At 35.0% G+C, this 19,033-nt stretch carries 9 protein-coding genes; all 9 read right to left on the reverse strand.

Translation table 11 applies throughout. The features are described 5' to 3' along the window. Window positions 1-19 precede the first annotated feature (19 nt). The 9 genes from BST83_RS11305 to BST83_RS11345 all read right to left on the reverse strand — a co-directional run bounded on the left by BST83_RS11305 (window position 20) and on the right by BST83_RS11345 (window position 19,023). Window positions 20-712: a fibronectin type III domain-containing protein gene (locus BST83_RS11305; RefSeq protein ID WP_104809880.1), complete on the reverse strand. Its 693-nt coding sequence runs from the start codon at window positions 710-712 to the stop codon at window positions 20-22. Continuing rightward, window positions 709-5,451, reverse strand: coding sequence for a T9SS type A sorting domain-containing protein (locus BST83_RS11310; RefSeq protein ID WP_104809881.1), 4,743 nt, complete (start codon window positions 5,449-5,451; stop codon window positions 709-711). Before BST83_RS11310 ends, BST83_RS11305 begins: the two co-directional genes overlap by 4 nt. A gap of 186 nt (window positions 5,452-5,637) precedes the next feature. Continuing rightward, on the reverse strand, window positions 5,638-6,504 hold the full coding sequence (locus BST83_RS11315) for a Vgb family protein (RefSeq protein WP_104809882.1): 867 nt from the start codon (window positions 6,502-6,504) through the stop codon (window positions 5,638-5,640). A 2-nt stretch (window positions 6,505-6,506) separates the two neighbouring features. Further along, on the reverse strand, window positions 6,507-7,400 hold the full coding sequence (locus tag BST83_RS11320; protein ID WP_104809883.1) for a sugar phosphate isomerase/epimerase family protein: 894 nt from the start codon (window positions 7,398-7,400) through the stop codon (window positions 6,507-6,509). Between the two features lie 57 nt (window positions 7,401-7,457). Further along, window positions 7,458-10,598, reverse strand: coding sequence for an FIDD domain-containing protein (locus tag BST83_RS11325; RefSeq protein ID WP_104809884.1), 3,141 nt, complete (start codon window positions 10,596-10,598; stop codon window positions 7,458-7,460). A gap of 147 nt (window positions 10,599-10,745) precedes the next feature. Next, a complete protein-coding gene (locus BST83_RS11330) occupies window positions 10,746-11,822 on the reverse strand; it encodes a class I mannose-6-phosphate isomerase (protein WP_104809885.1) in 1,077 nt (358 codons plus the stop codon). A gap of 64 nt (window positions 11,823-11,886) precedes the next feature. Continuing rightward, a complete protein-coding gene (locus BST83_RS11335) occupies window positions 11,887-13,143 on the reverse strand; it encodes an Nramp family divalent metal transporter (RefSeq protein ID WP_104809886.1) in 1,257 nt (418 codons plus the stop codon). Window positions 13,144-13,179: 36 nt separating this feature from the next. Beyond that, window positions 13,180-16,581, reverse strand: coding sequence for an alpha-mannosidase (locus BST83_RS11340; protein WP_104809887.1), 3,402 nt, complete (start codon window positions 16,579-16,581; stop codon window positions 13,180-13,182). 117 nt (window positions 16,582-16,698) lie between these two features. After that, window positions 16,699-19,023, reverse strand: coding sequence for a GH92 family glycosyl hydrolase (locus tag BST83_RS11345; RefSeq protein WP_104809888.1), 2,325 nt, complete (start codon window positions 19,021-19,023; stop codon window positions 16,699-16,701). Between the last annotated feature and the right edge of the window lie 10 nt (window positions 19,024-19,033).

The following is a 19,033-nucleotide window of genomic DNA, read 5'->3' on the forward strand; positions in this document are numbered from 1 at the left end:
TCTGTATCTAATCAGTTATTTAATTGGAATTAAAAAACCATGTTTGCCCTAAAGTTTCTGCTCCGTTGACATCTCTTACTACTATTTTCCAGTAGTATGTAGTTTCTGTTAAATTTAAATTAACATTAAAACCTGTCTCAGTTATATTCTCAGCAACTAATTCAGGAAGGGTTGAAGTTCCGAAATAGACATCATAAGATAATAAATCTCCATCCTCATCACTTGCACTCCATTTTAAATTTAATGAAGCGTTTAATACCGATTCATTTAAAGCCGGACTTATTAACGAAGGAGCATATGGAATATGATTAGTAATGCCTTCACCTTGAGAATAAAAATTCCATACAGATGTAAAATCACTTGACAAGTTTTTACTATCTTTTGCTTTAACCCTCCAATAATACAACTCGCCTTTTAATAAGGTAAAGTTCGCACTAGGGATAGTTACTGTTGATACTTGAAAATTTTCACTGAATGCCAAATCAGTTGCAACTTGAATTTCATAAGAAATCACATCTCCGTCTTCGTCAAATGAAGGACTCCATGAAAACTCTAACGGGTTATCTGTGCATAATAATTCATTGGTTGGGTATATCAATGACGGTTTTGTAGTTGCTTTATTTTCATCTGGCACTTCCTCTTCTTGAGAATCTGAACCACTACAAGCTACAAAACTCATAATTATTAAAATTGCTATTATGTTTTTTATCATTCTTTAACAACTTTTAAATTAACTGGAGAATCTAATCCTAAGTTTATAATATAAATTCCAGTAGGCAGATTTTTTAATGAAATCTCAATTTTATTAGCTGATAACTTATAGGTGTTCTGAAACACTTTTTGTTGAAAGACATTATAAATTACAGCATTTACTTCTGTCAAATTAGAACTAGGTATCATAATATTAACAATATCCTTTGTTGGATTAGGATATGCTGTAAAATAACCTTTCAAATCGATGTCTTTTACAAAAGCCGTTTCACAATTCAATTTAGAAGAAACAATTAGTTTATCCCCATGATTTACATCAATTTCAAACTGCCTTGAATATGTAGTAAGCGTTTCTTCATTATTAATTGAAATTGTGTATGGAGCGGTACCTGACATGATAGTTACCTCTTCAGTAATTATATTACCTCTCTTAGTTCTTACAGATTTTGCAGTAACCTCTTTGGCAGCATCTACTTTTAAATTAAAACACTGCTCATAATCAGGCTCTTCAACAATAGTAATACACATTGAATAATCCCCTGGACTTAAGTTTTCAATTATTAAATCATTTGTAAAACTGAAGGTCTCAGAATTATTTATCGTAGCTACATAGTTATATGTATTTGCCGCTTTTATGCTAATAGAGCCATCTTCTTGACTTAAACAAGTTTCACCTACAGTTTCAATAATGAAATTATTTACTGGTAAATCAAAACACCCTATACTATTTACAGTTACTCCTGGTCTTGAATTAGGACATTGGTCTATATCATTTTTAACACCATCCAAATCATCATCCTTTTCACTTTCAGGTAGTTCATCAACATTTATTACAACATCATACGCTTGATTACTCGTTACACAAGACGCAATATCTTGCAATAAGTGTAATTTCCAAACACTTAGATGGTCACTTACTCTTACAGTAAATTTCTCAGGATTCTCATTGACCGCCAACATAATACCATTTGGTTGTTCCCATTGGTAGTCGCCCTTAATACTATAATTTGGTAATAATTCAAGGTTATCAAGTTCAGTAACTACTATTTCTTTCCCCACTTTATAGCGACCTTCATTAATAGTGTACTTAACAATATCATTACCAATAAACTCAGTGGTACTTAAATTGAACAAAATACTTGTTTCTGAACAACTTGACTTGGTAAACTCATAATCTCCAAATTTTTCATTAGCATCTAAGTTAACAACATGTGTACTCACATTGTTATTAAAAATTAGTGTTTCCCCATCTGGAGTTTCTAAGTTCACATTTAATGGCGAGTTTTCTTTATAAGTATGATCTGAAGGTAAATCTTCAGCAAATTGCCATTTTTGCATTAAGTAGCCTTCAATATATTTTTTTTGATTACTGCTTATGCTATGATCATAAAATAGAACTTCTGATATTGGTCCTTTGTGGTACCATCCAGCAGAAGAGTTACCATTTGCAGATTGCCCCAAATAAAAGGCTCTATTGGTTTCCATATTTGCAGAGGATCCTTCAAAGGATTCCTCTTCTTTACCATTAATATATACCGTAACTTTTTTACCTTCTTTTGCAATCATTAAAACAAAATCACTTCCATCTTCATATGGTCTACCGTAATTATTACTACCGTTAAATTTATTTCTTGATCTTCCATCACTACGAGAAAAATAAGACCCAAGTCCTGTATCTCCATTCTCATTCCCAAGTATGGCATTCCAATCACCTGCTGGTGTTTTATAGTATTTACCCGTAACAAACATAGTCCAGCTCTCATTTAAAAGGTCGTCATTACTGGTGGAAAACAACTCTAATCCACTTGCATTATTTGTCCCAAACATAAGTGCTGGCAATCCATTCATTCCTGTGGTATTATAAATAGGTCTCAAACTTGCATTTGTCTGAATAGGCATTACAAAACCACTTGAAGACTTATTAACCCATTCTGATATACTACTATTTTCATTAGGGCTACCAGCATTATTACTCACATCCATAGCATCAAGCCAAAATAATGGGTTTTGAAGTTCTGGATCTATCTTGAACTCCATAACATCATCTGTACAAACAATAGAATTGGTTAATTCTTCCCAATCCCCACTGTTCTTTCTCACTTTCACAATTAAACTTTCATTTGGTAATGTATATTCTTTTTCAACCCAACCGTTTGCAATACAGTTTTTACTACTAGTTACTCGGCATTTTACAAGTGCACCAGGTCTTAAATTACTTGTATCTAATTCATTAGTATCATTACTACTTTTCTCTTCATCAACCCACCACTCATATAGAGGGTTGTTTCCTTCGTTAGTTGTTTGCGCAGCAACGGTATTTGGATTCATGGTACAATCATCACCACCATCGGTTAAGAGACTTAATTGCAACTCTCCCTTAGACCTAAATTGATTCCAATCTATATTAGGCCATGCTTCTTCGCACCAATCCAACATTTCTTCTAAAATCTCACAGTCCACACCAAGCTTTGCAAACTCTGGAAACAAATTATAAAATTTATCTGCCCAATAATATAAACTTGTATAATTGGTCATTTCTTTTAGCTGAGAAGTTGTTTTACTTTTAGAATCTAACTCATTACTGCCTCCATTTGCTAATCGATTCCAATTATCCAGATTGTTTTCTGGTTTTTGTACTTCGGTTAAAAACTGCCTTAATTGTGCATTTAATACCCACTTGGATAGACCTGGCTCAATTCTATCTAAAAAAGTTGGCCAAATACTTGGTGAAAAATTGTTTAATTGGTAACTATCTGAGCGTCCTATTATATGCCAAGGGCCTTGAACTCTAATTCTAAAGCCTTTACCATCATTAGGCGTTGTTGCACCAGACCACGATCTAAATTGATACATGGCATTCATAGAGTGATAATAACGTAGCGGTTCATAAACACCTGACGTACTACTTGCTTTCATAATAAAATCAGGGTGGTAGTTATAATCCATTGGCGAATTATGGGAAACCATACCATTTCCTCCATTTATTATAAGCTGTAAGTGATACCAGTTGGTAGATTCATATGCTCCAGTTGCAGCCGATTGACCATAAAAATAATTGCAATTACCAACAATATCATAACCATCATTTATAGGTAATTCGTTTTCAGAAACACAGGCTTGAAAATGCGGAGGTATTTCAAATATTTGATAGTTTTCACCAAACCATTGTCGTGTAGCAGGCTGATCTTCTGGCTTAGCAAACCAATGCGCTTTATCTTGTAAATCAAATTCATTCATAATTTCAAAAAATTGAACACCCATTAGCCGCGCCAAACTTGTGGCTGCTAATTCTCTAGGAACGCCATCAGCTAACTTTGTGGTGGCTCTACTTTTTGGTTCTCTCCAATGTCCACTAAGGTCTGGATTGCCATCATGCCTTTGAGCTAAAAAAAAGCGATAGTGATACCAAAAGTCTCTGTTTTTTCTCATTAAGTCATCTGGATTACGATTGGCTGGAGGCATCGCTTCTAAATACGCTCTAAAATCTTTATAACCTTGTTTTGGGTGTATATTTGATCTATTTCCAGAAAACTTTAATGGATCATTCCAATAATCATCCTTTGTATAAGCATCCATGGGGTGTACCATTGGTAACCAGTGTTTCCAATCTGGTAATTGAATGGCTATGGGTAACAACGTTCTATCAACCATTTTATCAGAATCAAATCTATCGTATACCTTGTCTTGATCTACACCGTCTGGAAACATATAAGAGAGCATATCTTTATCAGCTTCCAAAACAGCATCCAATCCAGCTCCAGCTGCCCATTCTTCAATGGACTTATTTTGTAATTCTAGCCCTGGTTGGTATGGTGGATTCCATGGGCGACCATAGCGTCCAACATTATCTTTCTCATCAGATAAAGAACGAATATAAGAAGCAATAAGTTTCCCTTCTTCCTCCGTCATTGCATGAAATTTAGAACGCTCTATAATTGATTTATTAGAATAACTAAAAATCTCTAAATCTCGACCATCTTGAGTATGACAGGATGCACACTTGGCATTAATTGGTTCCGATCCTTTTAATTCATAACCGTACCAAAATCCTTTTTTCCCTGGCTCCAAATAATTACTCCACAAATCACCATTATACCATAAGTCTTTTCCTGCTTGAATACTACTGGCATCGGTATAGGGACCTTCCCATAAAATAGGTTCATCATCTTCAAAATAACTGGCATCTAAAATGTTATTCTTATTAACATCTAATAAATTTAACTTAACTACCCGAAAGCCATTTGAAATAGCATCAGACATATTAAATCTAAATTTTAATGTGTTTAATCCTATTTTAAAACCTTGAGCAGGAATGCTTAATCTAATAGTATTATGCCCTCCATGAACCATTCCTCCTCTTTCTCTCTCTGGACTTTGTATGCGGGTGTTATTATGATTTAAAGTGTACCAATCCTCATCATTAATTTGTATTGAAGCTTTATTTTCGTATCCTAAGTTATTAACCTGTAACCATAACCTATCAACTTTCCCAACTTGATCTGCAATAAGGGTAATGGTTCTTTCTTCGATAGTACCTTCAGCGCCTAGAACCTCAATTGGTAATAAAACTTCGCTTATAACTACATTAGCTTCTGCAGAACTGGATGTTAATAAAGACGATTCTGACTTAAGACCATCACTAATATCAGTCTTTAATATATTAGAGTTATAGTTTGTCTGAGCAATAATATTTATTGAGCATATACATGCACATACTATGATTAAAGAAGGTATTCTCATATTTTATTTTTCTAATAATTATTAAGCTATTAATTAAACCACCTTAAAAAAGTTTAAAGCATATCTTATAAGCTCAATGAACAAATAAAACATCAAAGAGTTAAAAAAGAATTAAAAAAGAATTAAAATGAAATTAATACCATAATAAAACAAAATAAACCTGATAATAATCTTTAAACAGGCCGTTTACCAGCCTATTTTGATAAAGAGCACTTGGTTAGTGCCGTGTTGTGGGAAACCTAGCACTTTCAATTCTTTGGAATAATTTGGATCTGTAGGGTGATTAAGACCTGTTAAGAATTCAGTGACTTTTCCTTTCTTAGGATTTACTTTCAGTAATTTTCCAGAAGCCCAATCAGTGATGTAGTAATACTTTCCTGCTTTAGTTATACCCTCTAAGTTTCCAACCTCTTTTAATATGGAAGTGATATTTTTTGTTTTCAAATCAATACTTAAAATATCGCCCAATTTAGAAGTGTTAAAGGAACCTGGTTCTGACAAAACGCCCCAAGAGGCCACAATTAATTTGCCATCTTCCATGTATAAACCATCGGGCGCCTCCAAACGGTCTGACTGTATCCAAACTTCAGGTTTTTGAGTGCTTAATGGAATTTTATAAATTCTATTTCCAAAAAAATCAGAAATATACAAGTCGCCATTGGAATCCCTAGCAATATCATTTAAAAATAAGCCATCAGGTATCCCATAAAAAGCTGAAACCTCTTTTGTAGAAATGTTAATTTTATAGACTCCATCCCTATCAACAACGTACAGATTATCGCCATGAACGGTCATTCCCGATGGTGCATGCATACCCTCTTTTTTACCCATCCAAAAAGGCTCAATGACCTTTCCTTTTTCATCGGTTCGGGTAATCCAACCGTTATGGTCCTTATCCAAAGATATGCCGCCGCCTAAATTAGAAACAAACCATGTTCTTGACGGCGCATGCCAAACCACTTGGTCGGGTGCATCGTAGGGTTCTGAATTTTGTGCTTTTATATTGAAAGTACTGATAAACAATAGGGAAATCACTATTCTTTTTAATGTCATAATCAATAGTTTAAATAGATGTTTTTTAATCTTTTCCACTCTGCCAATGATTTTGAAAGATAATCCTCTGGTTCCTTAGCTATTTTAAAGTTAATATACCCTATAGGCCCTTTAAAATCAGCTTTTTTAAGTGCTTTTAGAAAAGGTCCAAAATCATAAACACCGTCTTCCAAAGGCTGAATGGTTGTGGCATCCATCGCTTTTCTGCTCGAAGTGTCCAATTGCTTTGAAGCGCCGGCAATGGTTACAAAACTGATATAGTCTTTTACTTTATGGACTATCTCAGGCAACCTTCCTGCATTTCCTGCTTTTAGTTCATGGCAGGTATGCACAGCGAGTTTTAAATTTGGGTGGTTGATTTTTTTAACCATTGGCAAAGATTGTTCAGCGGTTTCAAAATAACACCAACTATGCGGGTACAGCGTAACAGACACATTCTTTGAAGCTGAATAATCCACCACGTTTCGTAGAATGTCTTCAACCTTTTCATCATCTACACCTATCTCCTGTTTCCCAAAAATAAACCATAAATCTATATCTCTATTCTGAATAATATCAACAACCGCTTTCCATCTGTTTCTATCTTCTTCTGAATCTGCAAAATTATAGCGCACAAAAACCGAGTAGATTTTAAAACCTTCCGTTTTCTTTACAACCTCAAAAAAGTCGTTAAAAGCAACCACATGTTCTGCCTCTGCCATTCGTAATGTGATGCCATCATAACCGTTATCTTTAAGTAATTTTATTTGTTGGGCAGGTGGCAAGTTTTCCAAACCTCCAAAGTTGTAAGCGAAAAATGGATTGTTGCTAGTTTTTTCTCTCCTTGCGGTTTCCCGAGAATTAAAACAAGAAATGAGTTGCAGCGAGAGTAAACACAGTAAGATTATTTTTTTCATAAAAAGGTATAAGTATTAGTCTTGAGTTATTAATTTATTTTAACATGAGTTTTAGGATTATCTTTTTAATGTAAAATGCTCTTTAAATGTTCTACCGTCTTGTAACAATACCTTAAGCCAATAATCATCATTTGGCATTAAAGCACTATTAAGCGAGCCTTTCCAACCAATAGAAGTAGGATCTAGTTGCTTTAATAGCTTACCATAACGGTTAAAAATATAAATATCACTACTAGGTTGAAATTGGGCATTTACAGCTTGTATTTGCCAAAAATCATGATTTCCGTCTCCATTAGGTGTGAAAAATTCAGGATAATTAATAAAAGAAATTTGAATTGAGACTTTACCACAACCCTTTTTATCTTTTACATAAATAGTGTGAATGCCTACCCATACATATTTAAAAATTGACTCTTCTTGAAAAGATGAAAACGCATCGTCAAGAGCATACTCATAATCTCCTTGTCCTAAATTAGACTCATTAACAGTTATGGTATTATTACTTGAAATATCCGTGATTGTAATGTCATCTTGAGAAATAATTGCCAATTCTGAGCTATTAACAAAAATTTCTTGTGTTTTGGAACACCCTGTACCGTCGGTTTTTGTTAAGGTTACCCTATAAGTGCCAGGAGCAGAAACTTCTAAATTAGAGTTATTAGAAAGCAATACGCCATTCTCATCTGTCCACTCATAGGTAAAGGTTTCTGAAAGATTAGTTTCAAAAGGGTCTAAAACAACTTTAAGTGTAGGGTCTGATGAGCAGACAATCTGTGGTGTTTCTATTGAAAAGTCTGGTAAAGGATTTACAATTAAATCAATAGTGCCTGATGCTGAACAGCTATTATTAACTGAATTTATAATGTGTACTGAAATGGTTTGATTACCAGAAATTAACAGGTTTGGTAATAAATTGTTATTAACCACTAAACTGCCCGTTTCATCTTTGTAATCAAAATAGACTTCCATATCTATTTGATTGCCAATAATTATATTTATAAAGGATGACGCATCAAAAGGGTACAGTCCATCATTATCTACATCTCCAGAATCACCATCGCAAACAATTTGAGTATCCACCGCATTCATTAAAGGTTGTTTGTCAACTATAAATTCAATGAAGGTTTCATCATAGCGGGGACCATCTGGGTTTGCAGTATTATTGTTGGTTACACGAACATTTAGAGTTTTGCTTTGGGTCAAAAAAGGATTGGGCAAATTGCTATTATTTATAACGGTAACTCCATCTGCCTCCAAATAGGTATAAATTATTGTAACGTCTGTAAGCGATTGTCCACTAAGTATAGTTGATTCAATTTGAAACGTATTAAAAGAGCATTTCCCATCATTAATACTAGCATCATTATCACATAATACTTGAACTGGAACTGGATTTGCTATTGGTGGATCTGCCACAATTAACAAATTAGGAAATCCCTGCAAACCCAAACTATTATTACCCAAATCATTTTTTACTCGTATCCAAATATCCTGTAAATATGGAGAATTGGTATTCTGATGATTTGCAGGATCTAAAATTTCGTTGGTTTCCAATTCTGCATCCAAATGAGTTTCATAAAAATGAACCGTCACCAAAATAGATGAGAATATGGTATTGATGATTTCATTTTTAACCTTAGTCATATCAAAATTAACAACCCCATAATCAGATTGATAAATAGAACCTGGAACGTAAGTGCCTAGTCTAGCACTTGATGGAAAAACAGATATTATAAGTGGCACTAGACTAAAACATCCATTGTTCCTTTCAACACTTACCCAAAGCGTATCTGGGGAAACGCCACGGATATATTGGTAATTGAAAGGTGTTGTAACGGCTGCTCCATTAGTTTCAGCTTCTGCTTGAGTTTCATAATAAGTATACGTAAAACTTTGATTAATATAATTGGGATTGATTTCTGCTTTGATGTTTTCATGATTTAAATTGAAAATTGCTTTCCCATCATTGGAAGCATCATCACATTGCTGATATAAATTTGGCGTGCTTACTTGCGGATATTGATAAACTTCAATTTCAAAACTCGTATCGACATAACAATTTCCATAATTTTTGTTAGCAACTCTAACATAAATGGTTTGACTCCCTTCCACGGTATTTGAATACATACTTGGATTAATTATTTGATTGGTGTAACCTGAATCCGTAAAATAATTTATTGAAAAATCTGCTGTACTTTGACTTTTTAGAATTTTAGTTTCTTTTAAGGTTAAATCGAATAAATTTATTCCCGTGGCATTGCGGATTTTTATATCAGACGGGGTTGACACAACAGGATTTTCATGTGCCGAAATAGTAAAATTTTCAGTAGATACATTACCACATTGTTGAGTAATGGTTATTTCATAAGTTGTGGTTGTGCTTGATGAAAATATAGGGTTAGGAATTATTGGATCACTTATACCGCTTGTAGGGGTCCAGCTATATGAAGTTGCTCCCGAAAAAGTGGCATCTATAGTGTCTAAAATGTTTCCTTTACAAAGATCTTGATCTGGTAAACCTTCCACAAAAGAAATATCCTTGAAACAAATTTTTTGTTCATTGGTAGAACCTCCTGTAGATCCTGTAAAACCAAAATAAACCTTTGATTTTCCATTAAATGCAAGGTTAACAATATCTCCTGTGTAAGAAATTATTTCAACGCAATCTTTAGTTATTGTTATTTTTTTGGATGAGGCATTCCATGAAAATTTAACTTCATGTGTCATCCCATTTTCCAAATTAGGAAATTTTGCTAGTGCTAATCCTGAATTATGATTTGAATTCCCATTGAGCATAAGTCCAATATGATCCTCAACTGGGTCATTATAAGATGTGGTGTTTTGCCAAGTATCAAACTCTACTATTAAAGAGGACTTAACACCTCCATTCCCAAGTTCTCCTCCTAAGCCACCTAGCTGTGGTGAAGGGTTTGCTTTAAAAACCAAAGCCATACCATCTGCATCATCGGCATCATTAATACCAAAATAGGCGTCAAAAACAATTTCAAAATCCACAGTGAAATCGATGATGTTGTCATACCAAATAGCACCATATTTCTCATTCAAATCTGGAGTAATTAAATAACAGTCGTTGCCTTGATCTACTGCATCTCCTAACAAATTCGCATTTAATTGACAAAAAGCTTTAGGCAATAAAACAAAAAAGAGAATACAGCTAAGAATATTATGTTTTGACATTAGTATCAATTTATGTATTTAATCTTACTAAAACTTTGTTTGCTAAAATTCTAATACAGGTTTTGTAATGGTTATTACTACTTAATGAAAAGTGTCTAATACCTCTAAACTCTTATTCCAACATTATTGTAAACATTGATTAAACTTTTAATTTGGTGGAAATGTGACCAAAATTTCCATTTCACTTTCCGAAATATAGGTCACAGCACCTGTTTGATAGGGCACAAAAAACTTAGCCCCTTCTTCAGCCAAATAGGTGTTCCCAAGAATTTCAATGAACCCATTTCCTTTGGTAACAATTCCAATATAGAATGAAAACGCTTCTTTTGTATACCCTCCCTTTACGTTGATTCGGTTTACCTTAAAGCACTTGGTTTTTTGTTCATCAACCAATATGTACTCATTACTTTCATTTTGTGTTTCCAATAAACGAGGTTCACAGAAAAAGTGCTCTTTTACCGTATCTACCGAAGTGGGCTCATAATTAAACATAGAGAGGGCAAAATCGATGCCTCGATTCATAAACCGAGACTCCTCGGGTAATACATAACTGCCACGTTCAAACTCAATACGCACAGCAAAATCTGTTGGCTCCATGATTTCCACCATAAAAATACCTTCTCCAATAGCATGTGGCATGCCACCAGGAACCACAAAAACATCACCAGGTTTAATAGAAATTTTTTCAAAACAAGCAAGCATGGCCTCACTATCTTGTTCTTCAATAATACGTTTTAACGCTTCCTTTTCTGGTGGATTTTGAAACCCGAAATAGATGTATGGATCTTTAATTTCATCACGAATACTTAAAATAACATAAGCTTCTGTTTTGCCAGAATTACTATTAAGATATTTTTGAGCAAATGGAATAGTTGGGTGACACTGAATATGAAGACGAATAGCCGAATCTAAAAATTTCAGCAAAAATTGTGTGTTGGGGCCATATTTTTTAAAATGCTCCTCACCAAGTATGGCATACGGCTCCTTTTTACAAAGCGCTTTAAGTGTAAGCGTTTGTCCGTCTACCATCACTTCCGAAAGGCCTTCTTTGATTAAATGTTCTCGTCCTTTGTTAACAGCACGTGTTGTTGAGCCAATCCAATCTTCAGGAAAATGATCATCTTTAGGGTTTTCTAATGCTTCTAAAACATCAAGTTTCTTTCCCCCTGGATAGGTTCGCCAAACGCGATTGGCCGAAAAGAAAAGTATATTTGGAATCTCCATAGTTTTTAATTTACACATAAGCTGTTAATTGAAAATTATTTTAAATCATTGGTATTAATGAGAACTATAAACTTGATAATGTGTCCATTAATCCCTCAATACCTATTACAGAAGTAAAGATTGAAAACAATAAAATCAATATTAGAAATATATTTGTTAAAGTTGTGTTTTTATATTTCCCCATCAGTTCTTTTTTATTGGTTAAATATAAAATACCACCAACAGTTGCTGGTAAAATAACAGCGTTCAAGGCTTGAGACACGATCATTACCGCTATGGGTCTACCTCCAAAAATAGGCACTACAAGTCCTAACAATGAAATTAAAAACACAATAATTCTATACTTTGGCAACGTCATATTTCTTTCTGAGTTGTTATAATCACAAATCAACCATGGTAACATTAATACGTTAGGAAATTGAGATGAAACGCCTGCAGATATAATACCTATAGCAAATACAGAAGTCGCTAATTTACCAGCTAAAGGTTCTAATATTCCAATCATTTGAGAAGCACTTTCCATACCTTTACCTTCAACATATAAAGTTCCTGCCGCTGCAGCCATAATAGAAGCACTAATAATAAACATAAGCACAACAGATACCATGGCATCCCTGCGTTGTTGCTTAGCATACGTGATATCCCAACCTGCTTCTTTCACTAAAGTAGTTCGAATAATAAACAATCCGGAAAATACGGTTGTCCCTACTAAAGATGCTATAATTAAAAATGGCTTATCATCAGCACTAAGTGAACTTGGGATACCTGGCGCTAAGCCTTTTATAATATCCATTGGAGGCGGCATCATAATAAAGAAGTTTAGCAAAAAGCTAAAAGACATAATAGCCACAATAACGGCTAAAGCACGTTCAAAAAACTGAGTTTTTCCATTCCAAAAAATATAGTAAACCATAGCGATGAAAAAACCTGCAAAATAGGCAGGATGAATACCGCCATCCACAGCAGATTTAGACCATTCGAAGCACACTTCTGCAACAATACCCATGACTCCCATAACACTACCAGAAACTCCAGCTGTCAAGGCAATAATAAAAAACAAACCAAAAGCAGGGTGTACATGTTTTCTAAACGCTTGAAGTGCTGTTTCGCCTGTTACTAAAGTATACTTCCCATAAAGACTAATCATAAAATAGGTGGCTAAACATGATGCTACTATGGTCCATAGTAGTTCCATGCCAAAAGTAGCACCCGCCTTCGCCATTGACGTTACACTTCCTGTACCAATATTAAAGCCAAGCAGAAATATTCCTGGCATAAATAAGGCTATCCCTTTTTTAAACTTACTTACAAAATTTGACATATTTAGTTGTGTGGTTTTATAAATTGTAACAAATATTTAATAATTGGTGTGTTCAAATTTGTCTTTGAATTCTTTATCACGATATAAATCCTCAAAAGGTGATTGCAAAGGTTTTGCATATCCTTCATCACCAACACTCATTGCTGCAATTCGCACAAATCTTGAATTTGGAAGGGTTATACTAGTTGCGCCTTCAGGAATCTCTAATCTGTAAGCAAACAGATAGCTATAACCATACATTTTATCTCCAGTAGGTATATGATGATGTGTTGCCGACCATGCAACGCGGTGATTTCTGTAATACGCGGGATGAATCGTTTTTAGTGGATTTCGCAAAGAATAGGAAAGTTCTGCAACTTCCCCTTCAAATTCACGGGTATCCCATTGTCCTAAATAACCAGACCAACCTCCTACTGTTAGCGGAATATCTTTGTCACCCGCTTTAAAAACGACACCTTGTTCAACATCGGCCGCTGCCAAAAGATGTAGTACGCGAGTACCAGAAGGTAAATCGATAGTTTGACCAATACATTCTACAGCATTATACGCCGCTGTTGTTTTAGGTCCCATATCGAAAGACAGGTTACCCACTTGCACTTTATCACCAATCATTTCAGCAGGATATGTTCCTCCCTTACCATCAAGACTACCACGATACGCTTCAGATCTAGGTCTGTGTACTCCCAAACCTTCCTCCTCATATCCATCTTCAGGATTGTCATTGTAACTAAAAATATCCGTGTCGTATTTCAAAACAACAGGCGTAGTTAATACAGATTTGGCTGTTGCTGCTGGAATTTTTAATAATAATGTTTTTATCTCAAAAGGCTTAAAGTTTAGACTTAGCTTACCTTTTTTTGTAGGGACTTTAATATCCAACGGACGTTCTGCTCCATCAATCTTCTCAGCAGATGTAATTGATTTAACAGCAGAAAAGCTAACATTAGAAATAGCTTTACCATATAATTCTTGTAATCTTACCACAACACCAGATCCATCTTCAGCCATTTTTACTGCTTGAATATTTACTTGATCTGTATTGATGTTTAATAACGACAATGAACTTCCCCTTCCTTTATGCTTTGGCACAACAAAAGCTGAAGGGCGTTGTTCGAAACGCATCGCATTCTTGTGTATTTTCTCAGTAGTCCAATCGCCTTTATGTCCTGTAACACCATAATTAAACTCATGACGCCCCCAATCTTGCCATCTCTGTTCACTCATGGTACCATCATCTTGAACTTCTTGTTGGCTATCTCTAGTATCTGGACTATGAATCAATGTTAATCGAATGGTATTATCATCCACTTTATCACTACCGTATTTTGCACCCGTTAGTATAGATGCACCAAATTCACCAGATTTATCGGTTAAGTCAATCCAAGAATGTGTTGGTACTTCATATTGCTTTTTTCTGCGGTTTTCACGTTTAATAACTCCAAGATCTAAGTTATATGTCGCTTCTGGAGCTTCAGCTGTGAAATGAAATGCAGCCTTTAAAAAAGCACCACGTGTTTGCCAATCTACTTTATTAGCTATTTCTACACGCCCGCCATCGTCTCCAGACGAAAGTCTTATACGTTGTACAATTTTAGTCCCTTCGTTCTCTCTAACCACTTCAATAGCAGCACGAACTGGTCCATTCTCAATAATCTTAACTGAAACAGGGTTAGACGCTAGACTCCTAGCGGGTTTAATGATATCTTTATAATAAATACGCCATGCGGGCTTGCTATCTGGAAAATCTTCACCGAACTCTAATTGCATTGGTTTTTTAAGTAATTCTTTGTTAATACTTTTATCAAAAACACTTGAAATATCACCATTACCATCAATGATTACTTTAAAATCATTATTTTCCAAATAATTATCACGAACCGTTAATTCAGTCGTTTTTATTTTTGTTTTCCCCTCACGTATAGAGAATATAGCGCCACCTATTGCAGGAAGTTCCGCTTGGAATAAAATACGTTTCTTACCATCAAAACCTTCAGTGATTTGTGAAGGTACTTCTTTTCCTTTAGCATTAAATACAGCTATTGACCTTGCATTAATTAAGGCTTCAGGGATAAAAGCTTCTACGTTATCTTTACGAGGAATTGATAGCTGATTATAAACTAATACAGGTACTCCTGGTACATCTGTATTCAGCGTTTGCGCTAACGTGCCAATAGCATCTTTGTAAACACCATCAAACTTGTTGATAGCTACAATACCGTCATTCCATCCATAAGAATGCGCTTCTGGAATACAAGTTCCTGGAAGAATATCATGAAACTGATTACTAAGAAATAGCCCCCATGCAGAATTAAGAGCTTCATAAGGATAATCCGCCCCTTCCAATAAATGCGCAGTAACGGCAGCTTTTTCACTAGCATCCGCTAATATTTCAGCATCACGATTAATTTTTTTCTGATAGGCTTGAGAAGTTAACACCCCCGTTGAATGTTTAACAAGCAATAAATCTTTATTCCATGTTGGGAATTTTGCAGATTGCTCTTCCGTAATCGCATTAAACATCAGGTCTGGTTGCGCTACAATAAGTCTTACTGGTCCTTCTGTTGCAATAGACTTTTCAATAGTTTCCAGATTGACTCTACGAGGTGCTCCCCCACGATCCGCATTGTTTTTATCTCCACCACCAAAATAAAAATAATCAATAGGAAGCCCTGATCTTTCTTTATTTTCTTTTAAACGTTTAATAGTTCCTTCATCATTACTGTAAACATTTTTATGAGCACCTGCATAATTACCAGCATTTAGTGCTGCAATCACCGAATTTCCATCAGGGCCAATCCATTTACCAATATTAAACGGAATACCATTAGCAGATTCCCAAGTTAGTTTTTGCGTTGAAAACCCATTAATTCCACAATGACTCAACACCGATGGTAATGAGTAAGCGAAACCAAAACAATCTGGAAGCATATACTCACGGCTTTCTGTTCCAAATTCATTTTTAAAAAATTGTGACCCCAGAAGAATCTGACGAATTACAGACTCTGTGGAGGGTACATTTACAACATTTTCGGTCCATGAACTACCAGCTGGGTGCCACCGCCCTTTAGCAATCCATGTCTTAAGCTCTTTATATTTTTCAGGATAATATTCCTTCATCATGGCATATCGAAATGCACCCGTCCAGTTAAAATTAAAATTAGGATACTCTTCAAAGTATGCGAAATTGTCATCCAACGTGCTTTTTATAAAATCACGAGCCACTTGCGGATAAGACCATCTCCACTGATCGTCGAGATGCGAATAGGGTATCGCAAATATGGTTGGAATTGTCAAATCCACAGAAGCTGGATCAATATATGTACTTGGCTTTTCAGATGTAGTCAATTGCCCAAAACATATAGAAATAGAAAAAAGGAAAAAGAAAGGTATGAGTAAAAAGACCTTAGCTGTTTTATAATAAATTAACTTTGAAATCATTTTTGTTATTGAATTGGAAAATGTTAATTAAGCGTTTATATTTTATTTGGTCTTTTCAAGTTTTTGGTATCCACCTCAGAATTTTTATGATGATTGGATTAAATTTTATTGCCGTTTTTAATGCTTATAAGCTTTCTCTGTACTATAAGAGTAAGGTGTATTATCTGGTTTACTACCCCAACCTTTACTTGGTGTATCTGTTAATTCAAAATTGAATTCCCCGCCGTTTTGAATAGCTTCAAATGTGATAAAATTGTTACTGTATGTCTTACCATTTAAAGTAGTAGATTCGATATAAAAATTATCTTTTGAATTGTTTTTTGCAGTAATAGAAAACACATTACCGTTTTCTAAAGTCAAGATAGCCTTATCAAATAAGGGGCTTCCTATAACATATTCATCAACCCCTGGGGTGACTGGGTAAAACCCTAAAGCACTAAACACATACCAAGCCGATGTTTGTCCATTATCTTCATCACCGCAATAACCATCTGGAGTGGCAGCGTATAAGGTAGTAAGAACTTCTCTAATTCGCTTTTGCGTTTTATAAGGCACACCTGCATAATTATATAGATAAATCATATGCTGAATGGGCTGATTGCCATGGGCATAATTACCCATATTTACAATTTGCATTTCTCTAATTTCGTGAATGGTTTGTCCATAATACGAAGCATCAAAATCTGGAGGCATAGTAAATACGGTGTCTAACTGATTTACAAAAGCGTCTTTACCTCCCATCAAATCAATCAAACCTTGTATATCATGAAACACAGACCAGGTATAATGCAAGCTATTACCTTCAGTAAAAGCATCGCCCCATTTTAATGGATTAAAAGGTGCTTGAAACGTACCATCTTCGTTTTTACCTCGCATTAACTTGGTTTCTGAATCAAATACGTTCTTATAATTGTAAGATTGTTTATAAAACCGTTTAGCCTTTTCGTGCTTACCTAATTTCTCTGCCATTTTTGCAATAGTAAAATCGGCATAAGCATATTCTAGGGTTCGTGCGGTATTTTCTTTTATTCCAACGTTATACGGCACATAACCAAGTTTGTTATAATAATCTATACCCTCTCGTCCAACAGATGGGTGCGGTCTGCCCTCATTAACATCGGCATTTTTAAGCATAGCTTCAAATAATCTATTGACCACTGCTTCATCTTTGATATTACCCTTTAAAAAGGCATCAACAATTATTGGAGCCGAATTAGAACCTACCATACAATTACGGTGTCCTGGACTTGCCCACTCTGGTAACCAACCCGACTCTTTATAAGTATTAGCCAATCCTTCCATAATTTTACCATTAAGTTCAGGATACATCATATTAAAGAATGGGAACACAGCTCTAAACGTATCCCAAAAACCATTATCGGTAAACATATAGCCTGGTAATACTTCACCATTATACGGACTGTAATGAACCACGTCATTATTGGCATCAAACTCATAGAATTTCCTTGGAAATAACAACACGCGATATAAACAAGAATAAAACGTTTTTAGGTTATCTGTATTACTATCTTGTACATTAATTCTATTTAACTCAGTTTCCCAGGCTTCTTTAGCTTTATCTTTCGTGATTTCAAATGAATCGTTTCCAATTTCTCTAGACAAATTTAATAATGCCTGCTCTAGACTGATAAATGAAGACGCCACTTTAGCATGAACCACTTCGCCTCTTTTGGTTTTGAAACCGATAATGGCACCAACATGTTCGCCTTCACTGTTCAAACTATTTTCTTGAAGTTTCCAATCATCTGTCCAAGTATGGGTCAACTCAAAATCCTTATCAAATTGAACTACAAAATAGTTATGAAAATTATCAGGTACACCTCCACTATTGTTTCTACAGTAGCCAACTATTTTTCGTTCCTCTGGAATAATTTTCACCATAGACCCTTTAAAAAATGCATCTAACATAATATAAGACGACTCAGAATCGGGGAATGTAAACTTAAAATGTGCAGCGCGTTCTGTAGGAGCAACTTCAGCAATCACATCATGATCGGCCAAATAGACTTTATAATGATAAGGTTTTACGGTTTCTGCTTTATGAGAAAACCAAGATTCCCGCTCGTCTTCTTGGAATTTTAAATCACCTGTAACTGCCATTAACGAAAAAGCAGCATAATCATTAATCCACGGACTGGGTTGATGAGTTTGCTTGATACCTCGTATTTTATTTTCACTGTATTTGTAGGTCCATCCATCGCCCATTTTGGAGGTCATGGGTGTCCAGAAATTCATACCCCAAGGCGTTGCAATGGCTGGATATGTATTTCCGTTTGATAAACTAAATTTGGAATCAGTACCCATTAAAGGGTTCACATAATCTACTAAAGCGGTTTTCTTACTGGACACAGTATGTTTTTCAGGTTTATTTTCACAAGATTGTATAATGAATCCTAAAAAAAAAAAAAAGGGGAGTCTCATACTGTATATT

Origin of the sequence: Polaribacter filamentus, from assembly GCF_002943715.1 — a bacterium.
In the GTDB taxonomy this organism is placed as follows: domain Bacteria; phylum Bacteroidota; class Bacteroidia; order Flavobacteriales; family Flavobacteriaceae; genus Polaribacter; species Polaribacter filamentus.

What these genes read in the sequence shown, in the direction of transcription:
- BST83_RS11315 (WP_104809882.1), bottom strand. Translation starts at nt 6,504, where the DNA reads ATGACATTAAAAAGAATAGTGATTTCCCTATTGTTTATCAGTACTTTC.
- BST83_RS11310 (WP_104809881.1), bottom strand. Translation starts at nt 5,451, where the DNA reads ATGAGAATACCTTCTTTAATCATAGTATGTGCATGTATATGCTCAATA.
- BST83_RS11305 (WP_104809880.1), bottom strand. Translation starts at nt 712, where the DNA reads ATGATAAAAAACATAATAGCAATTTTAATAATTATGAGTTTTGTAGCT.
- BST83_RS11345 (WP_104809888.1), bottom strand. Translation starts at nt 19,023, where the DNA reads ATGAGACTCCCCTTTTTTTTTTTTTTAGGATTCATTATACAATCTTGT.
- BST83_RS11325 (WP_104809884.1), bottom strand. Translation starts at nt 10,598, where the DNA reads ATGTCAAAACATAATATTCTTAGCTGTATTCTCTTTTTTGTTTTATTG.
- BST83_RS11335 (WP_104809886.1), bottom strand. Translation starts at nt 13,143, where the DNA reads ATGTCAAATTTTGTAAGTAAGTTTAAAAAAGGGATAGCCTTATTTATG.
- BST83_RS11320 (WP_104809883.1), bottom strand. Translation starts at nt 7,400, where the DNA reads ATGAAAAAAATAATCTTACTGTGTTTACTCTCGCTGCAACTCATTTCT.
- BST83_RS11340 (WP_104809887.1), bottom strand. Translation starts at nt 16,581, where the DNA reads ATGATTTCAAAGTTAATTTATTATAAAACAGCTAAGGTCTTTTTACTC.
- BST83_RS11330 (WP_104809885.1), bottom strand. Translation starts at nt 11,822, where the DNA reads ATGGAGATTCCAAATATACTTTTCTTTTCGGCCAATCGCGTTTGGCGA.